At 66.8% G+C, this 16,350-nt stretch carries 11 protein-coding genes; 8 read left to right on the top strand and 3 right to left on the bottom strand.

Annotation, left to right across the window (positions count from 1 at the left end; genetic code table 11):
* Window positions 1-107: 107 nt before the first annotated feature.
* Window positions 108-1,484: a M28 family peptidase gene (locus A8G00_RS04290; protein ID WP_103000139.1), complete on the bottom strand. Its 1,377-nt coding sequence runs from the start codon at window positions 1,482-1,484 to the stop codon at window positions 108-110.
* 102 nt (window positions 1,485-1,586) lie between these two features.
* On the opposite strand from A8G00_RS04290, the gene ettA reads away from it, so the two are divergent.
* From ettA to trxA, 8 genes are all read left to right on the top strand, one after another.
* Window positions 1,587-3,272 carry an energy-dependent translational throttle protein EttA gene (ettA, locus tag A8G00_RS04285; RefSeq protein WP_103000138.1) on the top strand — a complete coding sequence of 562 codons (1,686 nt, stop codon included), beginning with the start codon at window positions 1,587-1,589 and terminating at the stop codon, window positions 3,270-3,272.
* Between the two features lie 374 nt (window positions 3,273-3,646).
* Entirely contained in the window at window positions 3,647-5,992 is a 2,346-nt protein-coding gene (locus A8G00_RS04280; protein ID WP_103000137.1) for a PAS domain-containing sensor histidine kinase, read from the top strand.
* Complete coding sequence (gene tsaE / locus A8G00_RS04275) at window positions 5,985-6,443, top strand: tRNA (adenosine(37)-N6)-threonylcarbamoyltransferase complex ATPase subunit type 1 TsaE (protein WP_044662309.1); 459 nt, start codon at window positions 5,985-5,987, stop codon at window positions 6,441-6,443. Before A8G00_RS04280 ends, tsaE begins: the two co-directional genes overlap by 8 nt.
* Entirely contained in the window at window positions 6,440-7,426 is a 987-nt protein-coding gene (locus A8G00_RS04270; protein WP_103000136.1) for an aminoglycoside phosphotransferase family protein, read from the top strand. Before tsaE ends, A8G00_RS04270 begins: the two co-directional genes overlap by 4 nt.
* A complete protein-coding gene (locus A8G00_RS04265) occupies window positions 7,423-8,133 on the top strand; it encodes a nucleotidyltransferase family protein (protein ID WP_025548951.1) in 711 nt (236 codons plus the stop codon). The genes A8G00_RS04270 and A8G00_RS04265 overlap by 4 nt, the downstream gene beginning before the upstream one ends.
* Complete coding sequence (addB, locus tag A8G00_RS04260) at window positions 8,126-11,101, top strand: double-strand break repair protein AddB (protein WP_103000135.1); 2,976 nt, start codon at window positions 8,126-8,128, stop codon at window positions 11,099-11,101. Before A8G00_RS04265 ends, addB begins: the two co-directional genes overlap by 8 nt.
* A complete protein-coding gene (gene addA, locus A8G00_RS04255) occupies window positions 11,082-14,525 on the top strand; it encodes a double-strand break repair helicase AddA (RefSeq protein ID WP_103000134.1) in 3,444 nt (1,147 codons plus the stop codon). The genes addB and addA overlap by 20 nt, the downstream gene beginning before the upstream one ends.
* 29 nt (window positions 14,526-14,554) lie before the next feature.
* On the top strand, window positions 14,555-14,875 hold the full coding sequence (gene trxA, locus A8G00_RS04250) for a thioredoxin TrxA (protein WP_044662313.1): 321 nt from the start codon (window positions 14,555-14,557) through the stop codon (window positions 14,873-14,875).
* 45 nt (window positions 14,876-14,920) lie between these two features.
* Here trxA and A8G00_RS04245 read toward each other — a convergent pair whose 3' ends face one another.
* Together A8G00_RS04245 and A8G00_RS04240 are read right to left on the bottom strand one after the other, a co-directional pair.
* Window positions 14,921-15,532 (bottom strand): glutathione S-transferase family protein, encoded by a 612-nt coding sequence (locus tag A8G00_RS04245; RefSeq protein ID WP_103000133.1) that lies wholly within the window; start codon window positions 15,530-15,532, stop codon window positions 14,921-14,923.
* 17 nt (window positions 15,533-15,549) lie between these two features.
* Complete coding sequence (locus A8G00_RS04240; protein ID WP_025548947.1) at window positions 15,550-16,347, bottom strand: inositol monophosphatase family protein; 798 nt, start codon at window positions 16,345-16,347, stop codon at window positions 15,550-15,552.
* Between the last annotated feature and the right edge of the window lie 3 nt (window positions 16,348-16,350).

Below are 16,350 nucleotides of genomic sequence, written 5' to 3'. Positions count from 1 at the left end.
GACTTACGCGAGCGACCCGCATTAACGTGTGCGCTGCACAAATCAATGCTTTTCTGCGTCGGTGAAGCGACAGAATCACGCGACAGGGTGTTGTCTACAATAAAAGTTCAGTTAACGCCTAGCGATTCCGGCGCATTTGCGATTTCGAAAAGTGCAACTGCCCAGGCGGCGACATTCTGGCGAAGCTGCGCGGAATCGATCTTGTCCAGCGTGTCGTCCGGCGTGTGGTGGATGTCGAAATACCGGGTGCCGTCCTGCTGGAGATCGATCACCGGAACGCCGGCCTTCACCAGCGGTTCGATGTCGGAACCTCCGCCCGCGGGCAATCGGCTGGCCCCGATGCCGAGCGGCGCCAGCCCGGCCACGACCCGGCGGGCAAGCGCATCATGGCCCTGCGGCAGCTTGAAATCCACCCGCCAGACGCGATCTGCCCCGAAGTCCGATTCCATCGCCATGGCATGTGCTTCCTTGCCATGGGCGTCGTAATAGGCGCGGCCGCCATTGCCGCCCACTTCCTCCGCACCGGCCATCAGCACGCGGATGGTGCGGCGGAGCGGCCCGGCCTTGGCCGCCTGAAGCGCCGCAGCGGCCACGATGCCGCAGCCTGCGCCATCGTCTATCGCCCCCGTGCCCTGATCCCAGCTATCGAGATGGCATGCGGCGACGACCACGCCCGCCTTGGGATCGCTGCCGGGGATTTCGGCCAGGACATTGCCCGAGGGCTGGTCCTTCAGCATCTTCGAACTGAGCGTGAGGTGAAGCCGCACCGGCTGCCCGCGGGAGACAATCCGGGCAAGCTGTTCGGCATCGGGCACGCTGAGCGCGGCGGCGGGAATGGGTTTCACGCCATCCGCCCACATCTGGACGCCTGTATGGGGCTGGCGATGATTGTCGGTGCCGATCGAGCGGATCAGGATGGCGATGGCGCCCTTTTTAGAGGCGATGCTGGGACCCTGGCGGCGGGTCGCGCCGAAATAGCCATAGGAACTGCCGTCCTGCGTCGCATGCATGGCATGGCTGACAAAGGCGATCCTGCCCTTCAGGCTGCCTTCGGGCGCGGCCTCCAGATCGGCCAGCGTGGGGAAATAGACGACCTCTCCCTCGATCCCTTTGTCCGGGGTGGAGGCGCTGTTGCCGAGGGCGGCGAGAACCAGGGTCTGCGGGAAGGGGGCGATCACGCGGGCCTCGTCATGGCCGCGCAGCCATACGGGCATGGTGTAGGGTTCGGCCCGGACGTTGGAGAAGCCAAGGCCCTTGAGCTTCGCCACGGCCCAATCGCGGGCCCGTGCTTCCTGTGGGGTGCCGGCGGGGCGGGGTCCGACCTCGGTGGTCAGGCCTTCGGTGAAGTCCATCGCGACCTCGTCCGTCAGGGCCGACGCGCGAATCGCCTCCAGCCCGGCCGGCGCCGCGGCAAGAGGAAGGACGGGGGTGGATATGCTGCCGAGGAAAAGGGCGGCAAGCGTGCCCGATCGGATTTTCTGCATGGATCAAGGCTTAGCGGGACATCCCCCATTTGCCAACGCGTTCCGCCTCCGCTAACCCGGCGCCAATTTCCAACGATTGTCCTTTCGGAGCTGCTTCAAGCCATGTCCGCCTCCTCCCAATACGCCTTCGTCATGAAGAGCATGACCAAGAGCTTTCCCGGCGCCGCCAAGCCGGTGCTCAACCAGATCAACCTGCAATTCTATCGCGGCGCGAAGATCGGCATCGTCGGCCCCAACGGCGCGGGCAAGTCGACCCTGATGAAGATCATGGCCGGCATCGACACGGATTTCAGCGGCGAGGCATGGCCGGGCGAGAATATCTCGGTCGGCTACCTGCCGCAGGAGCCTCAACTCGACCCGAACAAGACGGTATTGGAAAACGTCAAGGACGGCGCGCGGGAGATCGCGGACAAGCTGGACCGCTTCAACGAGATCAGCATGATCATGGCCGATCCGCCGGAGGACGTCCATTTCGACGCGCTGATGGAGGAAATGGGCACGTTGCAGGAGCAGATCGACGCCGTGGACGGCTGGACGCTCGACAACCAGCTTGAGATCGCGATGGAAGCGCTGCGCTGCCCGCCTTCGGACTGGCCGGTCGACAGCCTGTCGGGCGGTGAGAAGCGCCGCATCGCGCTCACCCGCCTGCTGATCCAGAAGCCGGACATCCTGCTGCTCGACGAACCGACCAACCATCTGGATGCCGAGAGCGTCGAATGGCTGGAAAACCACCTGAAGGAATATGCGGGCGCGGTGCTGATGATCACTCACGACCGCTACTTCCTCGACAATGTGGTCGGTTGGATTCTCGAACTCGATCGCGGCAAATATTTCCCTTATGAGGGCAACTACTCCACCTATCTGGAGAAGAAGTCCAAGCGTCTGGAGCAGGAAGACCGGGAGGCGACCGGCCGGCAAAAGGCGATCAACGACGAGCTGGAATGGATCAGGGCTGGCACGAAGGGCCGCCAGACCAAGTCCAAGGCGCGCATCAAGAAGTTCGAGGAACTGGTCGCCAGCCAGGAGAACCGTACCCCCGGCAAGGCGCAGATCGTCATCCAGGTGCCCGAGCGTCTGGGCGGCAAGGTGATCGAGGCGAAGAATATCTCGAAGGCCTATGGCGACAAGCTGCTGTTCGAGAACCTCTCCTTCATGCTGCCGCCGGGCGGCATCGTCGGCGTGATCGGGCCGAACGGCGCGGGCAAGTCCACCCTTTTCAAGATCATCACCGGGCAGGAGCAGCCTGATTCGGGTGAGATCGACATCGGTTCGACGGTCCGCCTCGGCTATGTCGACCAGAGCCGTGACCATCTCGACCCGTCGAAGAATGTGTGGGAAGAGGTTTCCGACGGCCTCGATTATGTGAAGGTCAACGGCCACGACATGTCGACGCGCGCCTATGTGGGCGCCTTCAACTTCAAGGGGCAGGACCAGCAGAAGAATGTCGGCAAGCTGTCCGGCGGTGAGCGCAACCGCGTGCACATCGCCAAGATGCTGAAGAAGGGTGGCAACGTGCTGCTGCTCGACGAACCGACCAACGACCTCGACGTCGAAACGCTGGCGGCGCTGGAAGAGGCGATCGAGAATTTCGCGGGCTGCGCCGTGGTCATCAGCCACGACCGCTTCTTCCTCGACCGTCTGGCGACTCATATCCTGGCGTTCGAAGGCGACAGCCATGTCGAATGGTTCGAGGGCAATTTCGAAATGTATGAGGAGGACAAGCGGCGCCGTCTGGGCGATGCGGCGGATCGTCCGACGCGGCTTGCCTACAAGAAGCTGACGCGCTGAGTCCGGCGATGCAGCGCGAATATGGCCAAGGGATTGCAATCATTGCAACGATGGGCATGTTTTTCGCACTTGCAAAATGACGTGCTGCACTGCACATAGGAGGGGCCTTTCAGGCATCCTCTCCTAAAACTTTCAGGCCGGTCCTTCGGGATCGGCCTTTTTTTTGGTGTAAAGCGCCTCGATAGAGGCTGCTCGCCCATGTGGGCGATCTTCAGGCACCGCCGCGATCCCTTCCGCGATGTTCCCCGACAATGATTTCACCGCAAAGCATGATTCTTTCCATCTCGGTGCTTCACCCTGCATCTGACTTGGGTTAGTCCCCTCAGAACCAAGGACGGGGGCAGACATTCGGCGATGAGGGCGAAGCAGGTTTAATGGCGTTGACCCCTCTTGCTGCCGTGATTCTGGACGTCGTCCTTGCCCTCTGGCTCGGTGCGGCGGTCTGGGCGCTGTCGAGCGGCCAGCGCCGGCGCCGCGAAGGCATGCAGGCGCAGGGAAAGCTCGACCGGCTGTCGGTCCTGCTCGCCTCCGCGCCGGCCGCGCCCATCGTCATTCATCCCGACGGGCGGCTGGAGGCGGCAGACCGCCTCGCCAAATGGCTGGGCAAGGATCGGGTGCCGACTTTCGTGTCCGAACTGACCGCGCCCGACGGCGGCCTGGAACCCGATGATGCCGCCGCACTGGCTCGGGAGATCGAGGCGGCCCAGCGCGCGGGGCGCAGCTTCGCGCTGCCGGTGCGGGGCGTCGATTCGTCTCGCCTGCTGCTGGTTCGCGGCGCGCCCGCAGGGCCGGTGCTGGCCGAAAGCGGCGGCGTTGTCCTCTGGATATTCGATGCGACCGACAGCCAGTCGGAAATCCAGACCCTGAAGGGCAGGGTGGAACAGCTTCGGGAAGCGCTGGAAGCGCTGGCAGGCCTGGTGGAAGCGGCGCCCTTTCCCATGTGGCACCGCACGGCGGACATGCGGCTCAGCCTGGTCAACACGGCCTATGTCCGTGCAGTGGACGGGGAGAACGCCCGCGAAGTCATCGCCAACGGCACCGAACTGGTCGAGACGGTCGGCGGATTGACGCCGCAGGCGGCTGCCGCGCAGACCCTTGCCGACGGCGCGCCGGTGGAGCGCATGGTTCCCGCGACCATCGACGGCGAGAGGCGGACCATGCGCGTGGTCGATGTTCCCCTCGGCGGGGCAGGTGTCGCCGGTTTCGCCATGGACCAGAATGAGCTGGAACAGGCGCGCGTCGAACATCGGCGGCTGGAGGCGGCGCAGCGCGACCTGCTGGATCGCCTGTCCGCGGGCGTGGCGCGTTTCGGGTCGGACCGGGCGCTGCGCTTCTGGAACCAGCCCTTCATGAGCCTGTTCGGGCTGGATCAGGAACGGCTGGCCGACAATCCGCCGTTCGAGCGGGTTCTGGACCAGATGCGTGAAGCACGAAGATTGCCCGAGAACAGGGATTTTCCGGCGTGGCGCGCGGAACGGCGCGACTGGTTCCTCTCGCCCGACCCGCGGGAGGAAAATTGGCTGCTGGCCGACGGCACCCATTTGCGCGTCTATGCGCAGCCGCTGCCCGATGGCGGGCTGCTGCTGATCTTCGAGGACCGGACGGAGCAGGTCCAGTTGTCCAGCGCCCGCGACACCCTGCTCCGCGTCCGTACCGCGACCTTCGACAATCTGTTCGAATCGATCGGCGTCTTTTCCTCGGACGGACGCCTGCACCTTTGGAACAGCCGTTTCCGGTCGATCTGGGACGTGCCGGAGGATTTGCTGGCCAGGCATCCCCGGATCGACGAACTGATGCGCGCCGTCCAGTCGCGCCTCGCCAAGCCGCAGCAGGCGAACCTCGTCCGCGAACTGGTGCGCGCCGCCACGGTGGAGCGCAAGCAGCGCGTCGGCCATGTCGGCTTTGCGGACGGACGCATCTTCGAATTCGCGGCGATCCCGCTGCCCGACGGCAATGCGCTGTTCACCATGCTCGACGTCACGGACAGCCGCCGCGTGGAACAGGTGCTGCGCGACCGCAACGACGCGCTGGAGCAGGCCGACAAGGTGAAGACCGCCTTCGTCACCAATATGAGCTACGAACTGCGCACGCCGCTCACCACCATCGCCGGTTTCGCGGAGATGATGAGCGCGGGCTATGCGGGCGAACTGAGCACTTCCGCCCGGGAATATGTCGACGGCATCCTGCAAAGCACCAACCGCCTTTCCATGCTGATCGACAATGTGCTGGACCTGACGCAGGGCGAGGCCGGGATGCTGCCCATCGAAAAGGCAGATGTCGATCTGGCGGCGGAAGCGCGGGACGCCGTGGCGCGGATCAAGGCGGACGCGACGGGCAAGGGGATCGACCTTGCCATGTCGCTCCAATCGAGCCTTGGCACGGTGCAGGGCGACAAGCGGCGGATCGGTCAGGCGCTGGATCATCTGCTGGAAAATGCCGTGCGCTATTGCAACCGGGGCGGCCGGGTGCTGCTGCACGGCGATGGGACGAGCGACTCCGCCCGCCTCGTCGTATCGGACAATGGCCCGGGCATCAGCGCCAGGCGACAGGCGACGATCTTCGACGCGTCTTCCCGGACCGAGCAGGCGCGCAACGGCAGCAAGGCAGGCATCGGCCTGCCACTCGCCAGACAATTGGCGCAGGCGCATGGCGGGACGCTGGAACTGGTGTCGGAGCCGGGGCAGGGGACCATGGTCGTGATCGAGCTGCCCCGTGGCTGAGGATGAGATCGTGCTGGCCGGGGAGGCCGACATGCTGGCATTCGGGCATCGGCTGGCCGCGCTGGCCCGCATCGGCGACGTCATTGCGCTGGAAGGCGGGCTGGGCGCGGGCAAGACGACGCTTGCCCGTGGGATATTGGAAGGACTGGGGCTTGAGGAGGAAGCGCCAAGCCCCAGCTTCGCCATCGTCCAGCCCTATGACATTCCCGATGTGAAGCTGCCCGTCGCCCATGTCGATCTCTACCGGCTCGACGGGCCTGAAGAGGCTGGGGAACTGGCGCTCGACGACTATCTGACGGACAGTCTGCTGATCGTCGAATGGCCCGACCGGATGGGCGAGGGCGCATGGCCGGATGCCCTGCGCTTCCACATCGCGATGGAACCCGACGGCGCTCGGCGCTTGACAGCGGACGTGCCGGACGCTTGGACGGAGCGATGGTCACAGATATGATCCCGCCCGCCGCCGCACCCGCCTTTCTCGCGCAGGCGGGATGGGGGCAGGCCGCCATCGTGCCGCTCGCCGGCGATGCATCCTTCCGGCGTTATTTCCGGGTGATCGACGGGCCCCGCCGCGCCGTGCTGATGGACGCGCCCCCGCCGCATGAGGACCCGAGGCCCTTTATCGCCATTGCCGAGCATCTGACGGAGAATGGCTTTGCCGCGCCCCGGATATTGGCGCGCGATCTGGAGGAAGGGCTGGTCCTGATCGAGGATTTCGGCGATCTGCGCGTCAAGGAGCATGTCGACGACGTGCCGGACTCCGAAGGGGATGTGTATCGCCGCGCCGTGGACCTGCTGGCGGCGCTGCATCGCCTGCCGGCGGCCGACGTGCCGCCCTATGACCGCGCCGTCTATCAGCGGGAAGCGGGATTGCTGACCGAATGCTATTGTCCCGCCATTGGCCTGCCGGTGGATGAGGCGGGCTATGTCGCGGCATGGGACGCCGTGCTGCCGATGGTCGAGCGGTCGTCCAGCCCGGTCGTCACGGTGCTGCGCGATTATCATGCGGAAAATATCATGCTGATCGACCGGGCGGCGTCGCATGGCCTGGGCCTGCTCGACTTCCAGGATGCGCTGGCGGGGCATCCGGCCTATGACCTCGTCTCGCTGCTGCAGGATGCGCGCCGGGACGTGCCGCCCGCGCTGGAGGCGGCGATGCTCGACCATTATCGCGCCATCGCCCATCCCCCGGCTGACTTCGACGCCGCCTATGCCGTGCTGGGCGCGCAGCGCAACGCGAAGATCATCGGCATCTTCACCCGTCTGTGGAAGCGCGACGGAAAGCCGCGTTACCTCTCCTATCTGCCCCGCATGTGGGACTTGCTGGAACGCGACCTCGCCCACCCGGCGCTGGCGCCCGTGGCGGCATGGTTCGCGGCCAATATCCCTTCCGGGAAGCGGCACCACGCGCTAGAGGATTACGCCCCGGCATGATCGACACCGCGATGCTGATGGCGGCTGGACTGGGCAAGCGCATGCGGCCGTTGACGGCCACCCGCCCCAAGCCGCTGGTCAAGGTGGCCGGCAAGCCGCTGATGGACCATGCGCTGGACCGGCTGGCGGCGGGCGGCATCCGGAAGGTGGTCGTCAATGTCCACTATCTGGCGGATACGGTCGAGGCGCATCTGGCCGCGCATAATGAAGGCATGCAGATCGCGATTTCGGACGAACGCAGGAAGCTGCTGGAAACGGGCGGCGGGCTGATCCACGCCAGGGAGCAGTTGGGCGACGCGCCCTTCTTCTGCGCCAATAGCGACAATCTGTGGATCGATGGCCCGCAGGAAACGCTGGGGATGATGCGCAGGATCTGGAACCCGGACCGGATGGACGCGCTGCTGCTGCTGGTGCCGCTCGCACGCGCCCATTGCCACCGGGGGCCGGGCGATTTTCACATGGACGCGAACGGACGGCTGACACGGCGCAAGACCGCCCATGTCGCGCCGTTCGTCTTCACCGGCGTCCAGATCATGTCGCCCGCGCTGCTGGTCGATCCGCCGTCGGATGTCTTTTCCACCAATGTCTTCTGGAACCGGGCGATAGAAACGGGCCGTCTCTACGGCGTCTCGCATCAGGGGCTTTGGTTCGATGTCGGCACGCCGCAGGCCATTCCGGTCGTGGAGTCGATGTTGGCCCATGGGTGAACGCACCCGCCCGGCGCTGTTCAACATACCCGCGCACCGCGCCTTTTCCGACGCGCTGGTGACGGGCATCCTCGCTCGGCATGGCGATGATCCGATGCGGCTGGCGCAGGGCATGATCCTGCTGCCCAACAACCGCGCCATCCGGTCGGTCAGCGATGCCTTCGTCCGAAAATCGGGCGGTGGCCTGCTGTTGCCGCGCCTCGTCGCGCTGGGCGATCCCGATCTGGGCGAGCAGGTGGGCGGCGCGCTCGATCCGTTGGGGGAGGATGACCCCATGGCGCCCGCCATCGCGCCGATGCGCCGCCAGATGATCCTGGCGCGCATGGTGCAACAGGCATCGGCGCACCCCGTCGATGCGGGCCAGGCGTTGAAGCTGGCCCAGGCGCTGGGCGCGGTCCTCGATCAGATGCAGGTGGAGCGCGTTCCCATGCGCGCGCTGGCGGAACTCAGCCTGTCGGACGATCTGTCGCAGCATTGGCAGACCTCGCTAAGGCTGTTCGGCCTGTTGCTGGCGCAATGGCCGCAGGAGCTGGCGCGGCTGGGGTGCATCGACCTCGCGGACCGCCGCAATCGCCTGCTGGACCGCATGACGGCGCGCTGGACCAAGGCGCCGCCGGAGGGCTTCGTCATCGCGGCGGGCATGTCCACCACGGCGCCGGCAGTGGCCATGCTGCTCCGGCGGATCGCGATGCTGCCGCAGGGAGCGGTGGTCTTTGCCGGCCTGGATCAGGAGATGGACGGCGATGCCTGGGACGCCATCGGCCCCTTCGATGCCGACCCTCTGACCGGCCGCGCGCCTGCGGGGCATGAGACCCATCCCCAATATGCCCTGAAACGCCTGCTCGACCGGATGAGCGTCACGCGCGACGATGTGGCGCTCTGGCGCTGGGGCAGCGAGCATGACGCCCGCGCCGTCCGGGGGCGCAACATCTCCAACGCCATGCTGCCGCCGCGCCTGACGAGCCGCTGGCGCGACCTCAGGACCGCAGACCGTTCGCTCGCCGGGGTGGAGGCGCTGGAAGTCGCGACGCCGGGCGAAGAGGCGCAGGCGATCGCCATCGCCCTGCGCGAAGCGGTCGAGACGCCGGGCCGCACCGCCGCGCTGGTGACGCCTGACCGGCAATTGGCGACCCGCGTGTCCGCGCATCTGCGCCGCTGGGGCATGGAGGCGGACGATTCGGCGGGTCAGCCGCTGTCGCGCCTGCCGCCCGGAACGCTGCTGATCGCCATGGCCGAGGCGCTGGCGGAGCGCTTTGCCCCCGTCGCGCTGCTGACCCTGCTCAAGCATCCGCTCGTCATGCGGGGGGAAGGGCGGCTTGCCTGGCTGGAGGGCGTGCGCGGGCTCGACCTGTTGCTGCGCGGACCAAGGCCGCGGGCGGGCATCCATGGGATCGACCTGTTGCTGGCCGAACGGGATGGCGAAGACCGGCAAAGCGCCTTGCGCGCCCGCACGCGGCAGTGGTGGGGCGAAGCCCGCGCGCTGCTGGAACCGCTGGAGCAGGCCTTCATGGCCGCGCCGGACCTTGCCGGGCAGTTGGCGGCCATCCGGGAACATGCCGGCCGTCTCTCCCATGATGCGGTGTGGGCCGGGCATCAGGGTCATGCCGCCGCCGACCTTTTCGCGGAGATGGAGGAGGCGGCGAGCGAAGGGCCGCGTCAGGCCGACATACGCGCGCTGCCTGCCCTGTTCGACCATCTTCTGGGCGGCCTTTCGGTTCGCCCGCCGCAGGGCGGCCACCCCCGGATCAGCATCCTCGGCCTGATCGAAGCGCGGCTGGTGCAGACCGACCTCATGATATTGGGCGGCCTCAACGAGGGCACATGGCCGGGGCTGCCCGCGCCCGATCCATGGCTCGCCCCGCGCATCCGCCGGGAAATCGGGCTGCCCGGGCTGGAAAGCCGCATCGGCCTTGCCGCCCATGATTTCGCCAGCGCCCTTGGCGCGCCGCAGGTGCTGATCACGCGCGCCCGGCGCGGCGCGGGCGGTCCGGCGGTCGCCTCCCGCTTCTGGCTGCGGCTGAAGGCCATGGCGGGGCCGCAATGGAAGAGCGCCGACCGCTATGCCGCTCTGACGCAGGCGATCGACCATGCGGAGGAGCACAGGCCCGCCCGACGTCCCGCGCCGGCGCCGCCTTCGTCGGTGCGTCCGAAGGTCATTCCGGTCACCGATGTCGACCGGCTGAAGGCCGATCCCTACGCCTTCTATGCCAAGCGCATCCTGCGACTGGCGCGGCTCGACCCGGTGGACGCCGATGCCGGACCCGCCTGGCGCGGCACGGCCGTGCATGAGATCCTCCAGCGATGGGCGGAGGAGGGCGACGGCGATCTGGCCGATCTGGAAGCGCGTGCGCGGGCGATGTTCGACCGGCCGGACGTCCACCCCTTGCTCAAGGCGCTCTGGCAACCGCGCCTTATCGAAGCGATACGATGGATCGCGGCGGAGGTGGCGAGCGATCTTGCCGCCGGGCGGAAGATCCTTTCGGTGGAAACGGAGGGCCGGGCGGAGATTGCCGGGGTGACGCTGACCGGAAAGGCCGACCGCATCGACCTGCTGCCGGACGGGAGGCTGGGCATAGTCGACTACAAGACCGGCAAGCCGCCCAGCGCGCGGCAGGTGAAGGCGGGCTATGCGCTGCAACTCGGCCTGCTGGGCCTGATCGCGGAGCACGGCGGCTTCCCCGGCACCGATGCCGCACCCGTGGCGGGCAGTTTCGAATATTGGTCGCTCGCGAAGAAGGGCGACGCATTCGGCTATCGCGAAAGCCCGGTCGACCCGCTGGGCAAGCGGGACAAGATCGTCACCGCCGACTTCACCTCCCAGGTTCATGCGCAGTTCGAGGAAATCGCCGCCGCCTGGCTCAACGGATCGGCGCCCTTCGATGCGCAGGTGAACCCGGAAGTCGCCAATTATGGCGATTATGACCAGCTCATGCGGCTGGAGGAATGGTATGGCCGGGACGATGGCTAGGAAGCACAACGCCCTGCAACCGCTGGCGGGTGCGCAGGCGCAGGCCGCCGCGCCCGATGCGCATGTGTGGCTGTCCGCATCGGCGGGCACGGGCAAGACCCATGTGCTGACCGCCCGCGTCTTCCGCCTGCTGCTTCAGGGGGTGCGGCCGGAAAATATCCTCTGCCTCACCTTCACCAAGGCGGGCGCGGCGGAAATGGCGGATCGCGTGCACGATCGACTCGCCGCCTGGGTGCTGATGGACGAGGCCGACCTTTTCCACGATCTGGATGCGCTGGGCGAGGAGTCCGGACCGGAAGCCCGCGACCGCGCCCGCCGCCTTTTCGCCGAGGTGCTGGAATCAACCGGCGGCGGGCTGCGCATCCAGACGATCCACGGCTTCTGCCAGCAGTTGCTGACGGCCTTTCCTTTGGAGGCCGGCCTGCCCCCCGGTTTCCGTCCGCTCGACCAGCGCGAGCAGGCGACGCTGGCGCGGCAGACGCTGGCCGACATGGTGGTGGTCGCGCAGGAGCAGGGGGACGAGGCCCTGATGGAGGCGTTGCAGGCGCTGAGCCTGCGCCTGGGGGAGGGCGGGGCCGAGAATTTCCTGCTGCGCTGCGCGGCCCGGCTGGACGCGCTGGACGCCTTGCCGGAGGACATCGCGCCCTGGCTGCTGCGGGAACTGGACCTGCCAGAAGGCGACATCGACGCGCATATTGCCGAACGATGCGCGGACGAGCTGTTCGATATGCGCACGCTCATCTGGATCGCGCAGGCCAATGCGGACTGGGGCACTGGACGGGCGCTGGAACGCTGCGACAGGATCGCGCGCTGGCGGGCTCTCGATCCAGCGGGACGAGCCGCTGCGCTGGCCGATCTCCACGCGGTCTGGGCAAAGGCGGACGGCGAGCCGATCTCGACCGCCAGGGGCTGGGCGCCTTCGGTGGACGGCTATGGCGATGCGATTGCGCGGATGCACGAATGCTGTTCCGGGCTGCTGGTCCTTCGGACTCGCGCAGCCTATGCCGCACTGCTCGCCAGGGCTTTGCATGCCGGCCGCGTCTATGCGCGGGCCTATGCGGAAGCCAAGCGCCTTGCAGGAGCCGTGGATTTCGACGACCTGATCGCCGATACGGCGCAACTTCTGTCCCAGCCGGGCATTGCCGACTGGATTCGCTACAAGCTCGACCAGCAAATCGACCATATATTGGTGGACGAGGCGCAGGATACCAATGTCAGCCAATGGCAGATCGTCGGCGCGCTGGCGGCGGAGTTCTTCGCGGGCGAGGGCGCCAAGGGCGACAGGGTGCGCACCATCTTCACGGTGGGCGACTTCAAGCAGGCGATCTTCGGATTTCAGGGGACGAGCCCCGAAGCCTTCCGCGCCGCGCAGATCGTCTTCCAACGCCATGCGGAGGACGCAAGCCATATATTCCACGACCTGTCGCTTCAGCACAGCTTCCGCTCGACGCCGGCCGTGCTGGATGTGGTCGACCGCACCATAGCGACCCTGCGCGCCGAACGCTTCGGCCTGGAGCCGGGCGAAGTCCGGCACATCAGCGCCAACCGCTTTCCGGGAGAAGTGCTGCTCTGGAAACCCGTCATCGCCGGCCTGTCCGACGATGCGGAGGGGGAGGAGGATTGGGCCGCCGATCAGGAGCGGGTGCTGGCCCAGACCATCGCGCGCCAGATCAGGCAGTGGATCGATGACGGGCTGATGCTGGAGAGCCGGGGCCGCCCCGTGACCGCGGGCGACATCATGATCCTGGTCCGCCGCCGTTCCGAACTGGCGCGCCTGATCGTCGCGCGCCTCTATGAGGAGAAGGTGGCGGTGGCGGGCATCGACCGCCTGCGCCTGAACGCGCCGCTCGCCGTGCGCGACCTGCTGGCGGCACTGCGTTTCGCCGTGCAGCCGGAGGATGACCTGAACCTGGCCGCGCTGCTGGTGTCGCCGCTGATCGGCTGGACGCAGGATGAACTGATGACCCGCCTCATCGGCCGCCGCGTCGGACTGTGGCAGCATCTGACAGCGACGTTGGACGATGCACTGCTGCACCCCTTGCGGCAGTTGCTGGCGCAGGCGGACTTCACCACCCCCTATCGCTATCTGGAGGCGATATTGTCCGGCCCGGTGGATGGCCGCCGCCGCCTGATCGAGCGTCTGGGGTCGGAAGCGGCCGATCCGATAGAGGAATTGCTGAACGCCGCGCTCGCCTTCGAGAATGACGATCATCCCTCGCTCCAGCGCTTCATCGACTGGTTCGACAGGGGCGAGGTGGAGATCGTGCGCGATGCCGCCGCGCAGGGCGACTCGCTCCGCCTGTTGACGGTGCACGGGGCGAAGGGACTGCAGGCGCCCATCGTCATCCTGGCCGACGCATGCCTCGATCCGGACGCAGGCAATCGCGCCGATTCGCTGGAGTGGAACGGCTTGCCGATCATCGCGCCGCGCAAGGGGGAGAGGCAAGGGGCGATCGGCCAAGTGGCCGAGGAGGCCAGCGCCGTTGAGCGCGCCGAACATTGGCGCCTGCTCTATGTCGCCCTGACCCGGGCGGAGGAAAGGCTGGTCGTCGCCGGCTCGCTCGGTCCCCGCGCCAGGGGCGAGGTCAAGCCCGAAAGCTGGTATGCCGCCGTTGAAGCGGCGCTCATTTCGCTGGACGCGGAATGGGAGGCCGATCCGCTCTGGGGCGCGCGGCGGAGCTGGCGCGGAAGCGAAATCCTGCCCGCCAGACCCCTGGAGACGGCTGTTGCGGAAAACCGGACGGCGCATGACGAACCGGATTGGCTCCGCCGCCGCGCCCCTGCCGAGGCGCGCCCTCCGCGTCCTCTGGCGCCCTCCGCTGCGGTGGAGGACGATGTGCCCTATCCGCCGCCGACCCCCGCGATGCGGGACGCGGCCGAACGCGGCCGCTGGCTGCACCGGCTGTTCGAAAGGCTGGCCGATGTGCCGCCGGATGCCCGCCGCTCCCGCGCCGACAACTGGCTGGCGCAACAGGGCCTTGGCGATCCGGCGCGGCGGCATGACGTCATGGAACAGGCATTGCGGGTGATCGAAGACCCGCGATTTGCCCCGCTGTTCGGCCCCGATGCGCTGGCGGAAGCGCCCATCGCCGCCGTGGTGGGCGAGGCGGTGATCGCCGGCACGGTCGACCGGCTGCGCATCGGTGACGATGCGGTGCAACTGGTCGATTTCAAGACCGGCCGCATATCGCCGCTGGTGGTGGAGGAGGTGCCATTGGCCCATGTGCGGCAGATGGCCGCCTATGCCGCCGCGCTCCAGGTGATCTTTCCGGGCCGCAGGATAGAGGCCGGCCTGCTCTACACATCCGCGCCGAGGCTGATTACCCTGCCGTCGGAACTGCTGGAGCGGCACAAGCCCGGCTTTCCGCCCGCGCAGGAGAATTTGCCGCTTCCGACCGTTGAGGCGGATGCGTCGCCATCCTAAATATCCGGCAACCGAAGGAGATACCCAAAATGGCTACCAAGGCAGTCACCGACCTCAGCTTCCAGCAGGACGTCATCAACGCGGACAAGCCCGTGCTCGTCGATTTCTGGGCGGAATGGTGCGGTCCGTGCAAGATGATCGGCCCCGCGCTGGAAGAGATTTCGGACGAGCTGGCTGACAAGGTCACCATCGCGAAGATCAATATCGATGAGAATCCCGATGCGCCCGGCCGCTATGGCGTGCGCGGCATTCCGACGATGATCCTCTTCAAAAATGGTGAAGCCGCCGCCACCAAGGTCGGCGCCGCGCCCAAGAGCGCGCTCAAGGGCTGGATCGAAAGCGTTCTTTGATAGCCTTCCCGCAAGGTGCCCCTGCAAAGGCAGGGGCATTTTGCCTCAAGTCAGCGGGATCATGACCGTCCCGGCATAGGCGGGTCTTTCGCGCAGCCTGTCATACCAGTCCCGCACATGGGGCACGTCCGGCCGTTCCATGTCCAGCGTGAAGAAGCTGTGCGCATAGACGCCCATCGGCACGTCCGCGACGCCGAAGCTTTCGCCCGACAGCCAGCGCTGCCCAGCCAGGGCGCGGTCGAGGATCAGCATCGCCTCTCCCGATTGCCGCGCCGACTCAGCCACCGCCTCCATGTCGCGATCTTCCACTTTCCTGCGGACGAGGTTCAGAAAGGCGCCCCGCTGCGCATCGGCAAAGCTGAACTGCCAGTCCATCCATTTGTCGCCCTGGGCCCGTATCGCCGGATCGGTGGGCCACATGCCTTCCGGGGCATGGCGTGCCGCCAGATAGCGCAGGATCGCATTGGATTCCCACAGCACCATGTCGCCGTCCTGGATCGTCGGGACCAGCCGGTTGGGGTTCATCGCGACATAGGCGTCGCTCATCCCGAACTGACCGCCGACGTCGTGCCGGACATAGGGCAGGCCGATTTCACTGGCGAACCAGGCGACCTTCTTCACATTATGCGAGTTCAGGCGTCCCCAGATCGTCAGCATGCCCATCCTTCCCTTCTTCAGCGGAACAACCGGTCCGCCGCCAGATCCCAGAGGCGCGGGGATGAAGCCCCCAGCAGCCCGCGCCGCAAATCGCCCACGACATAAGGCGATCCGTCCAGCCGCTGGCACAGGCCGCCCGCTTCGTTCACGAACAGCGTTCCCGCCGCATGATCCCAGGGCAGGGTGCGGGCAAAGACCGACAGGTCATTCTGTCCCAGCACCAGGCGCGGATATTGCTCGGCGGCGCAGCGGGGAATATCCACCAGCCGGAAAATGGCCTCCGACCGGCGTCTGACGTCGGCGCGCTCCTCCTCCGTCATGAAATAGACGGCAAGCGCCGCGATCGGCAGCGGTTCGCCGCTCTCCCGCGCATAGACCTGCTCCCCGTCGATATGGCTGCCGGCGCCCAATATGGCGTGGCACAGGCGTCCGGTCAGTGGGTCCAATATCCACCCGGCCAGGATCGTTCCTGCGTCCGCCAGCGCGACCATGATGCCGAAGGGCGGCCTTCCGGCGGCGAAATTCCCGGTCCCGTCGATCGGGTCGATGATCCAGTTCAGCCCTTCGCCGGCACGGTCCAATATGGCGGGGTCGGCGGCGCAGGCTTCCTCCCCGATGATGCCGGCTTCCGGCAGGATCGCCGCCAATCCTTCCGCCAGCCGGATTTCGCTTTCCCTGTCCGCGATGGTGACGAAATCGTCGGCCGCCTTCTCGCTGATCTCATGGCTGGCGAGGTTGCGGTAGCGCGGCATGACAACGTCCCGCCCCACCTCGCGCATCAGCGCCACGACCGGTTCATGCAATTCCGTCGGCATCAG

Source organism: Sphingobium sp. SA916, from assembly GCF_002894065.1.
GTDB classification, from domain to species: domain Bacteria; phylum Pseudomonadota; class Alphaproteobacteria; order Sphingomonadales; family Sphingomonadaceae; genus Sphingobium; species Sphingobium fuliginis.
Note: the sequence above shows the minus strand (reverse complement) of the source record. Positions and strands in the feature narration are given on the sequence as shown.

What these genes read in the sequence shown, in the direction of transcription:
- A8G00_RS04290 (WP_103000139.1), bottom strand. Translation starts at nt 1,484, where the DNA reads ATGCAGAAAATCCGATCGGGCACGCTTGCCGCCCTTTTCCTCGGCAGC.
- ettA (WP_103000138.1), top strand. Translation starts at nt 1,587, where the DNA reads ATGTCCGCCTCCTCCCAATACGCCTTCGTCATGAAGAGCATGACCAAG.
- A8G00_RS04280 (WP_103000137.1), top strand. Translation starts at nt 3,647, where the DNA reads ATGGCGTTGACCCCTCTTGCTGCCGTGATTCTGGACGTCGTCCTTGCC.
- A8G00_RS04270 (WP_103000136.1), top strand. Translation starts at nt 6,440, where the DNA reads ATGATCCCGCCCGCCGCCGCACCCGCCTTTCTCGCGCAGGCGGGATGG.
- A8G00_RS04265 (WP_025548951.1), top strand. Translation starts at nt 7,423, where the DNA reads ATGATCGACACCGCGATGCTGATGGCGGCTGGACTGGGCAAGCGCATG.
- addB (WP_103000135.1), top strand. Translation starts at nt 8,126, where the DNA reads ATGGGTGAACGCACCCGCCCGGCGCTGTTCAACATACCCGCGCACCGC.
- addA (WP_103000134.1), top strand. Translation starts at nt 11,082, where the DNA reads ATGGCCGGGACGATGGCTAGGAAGCACAACGCCCTGCAACCGCTGGCG.
- trxA (WP_044662313.1), top strand. Translation starts at nt 14,555, where the DNA reads ATGGCTACCAAGGCAGTCACCGACCTCAGCTTCCAGCAGGACGTCATC.
- A8G00_RS04245 (WP_103000133.1), bottom strand. Translation starts at nt 15,532, where the DNA reads ATGCTGACGATCTGGGGACGCCTGAACTCGCATAATGTGAAGAAGGTC.
- A8G00_RS04240 (WP_025548947.1), bottom strand. Translation starts at nt 16,347, where the DNA reads ATGCCGACGGAATTGCATGAACCGGTCGTGGCGCTGATGCGCGAGGTG.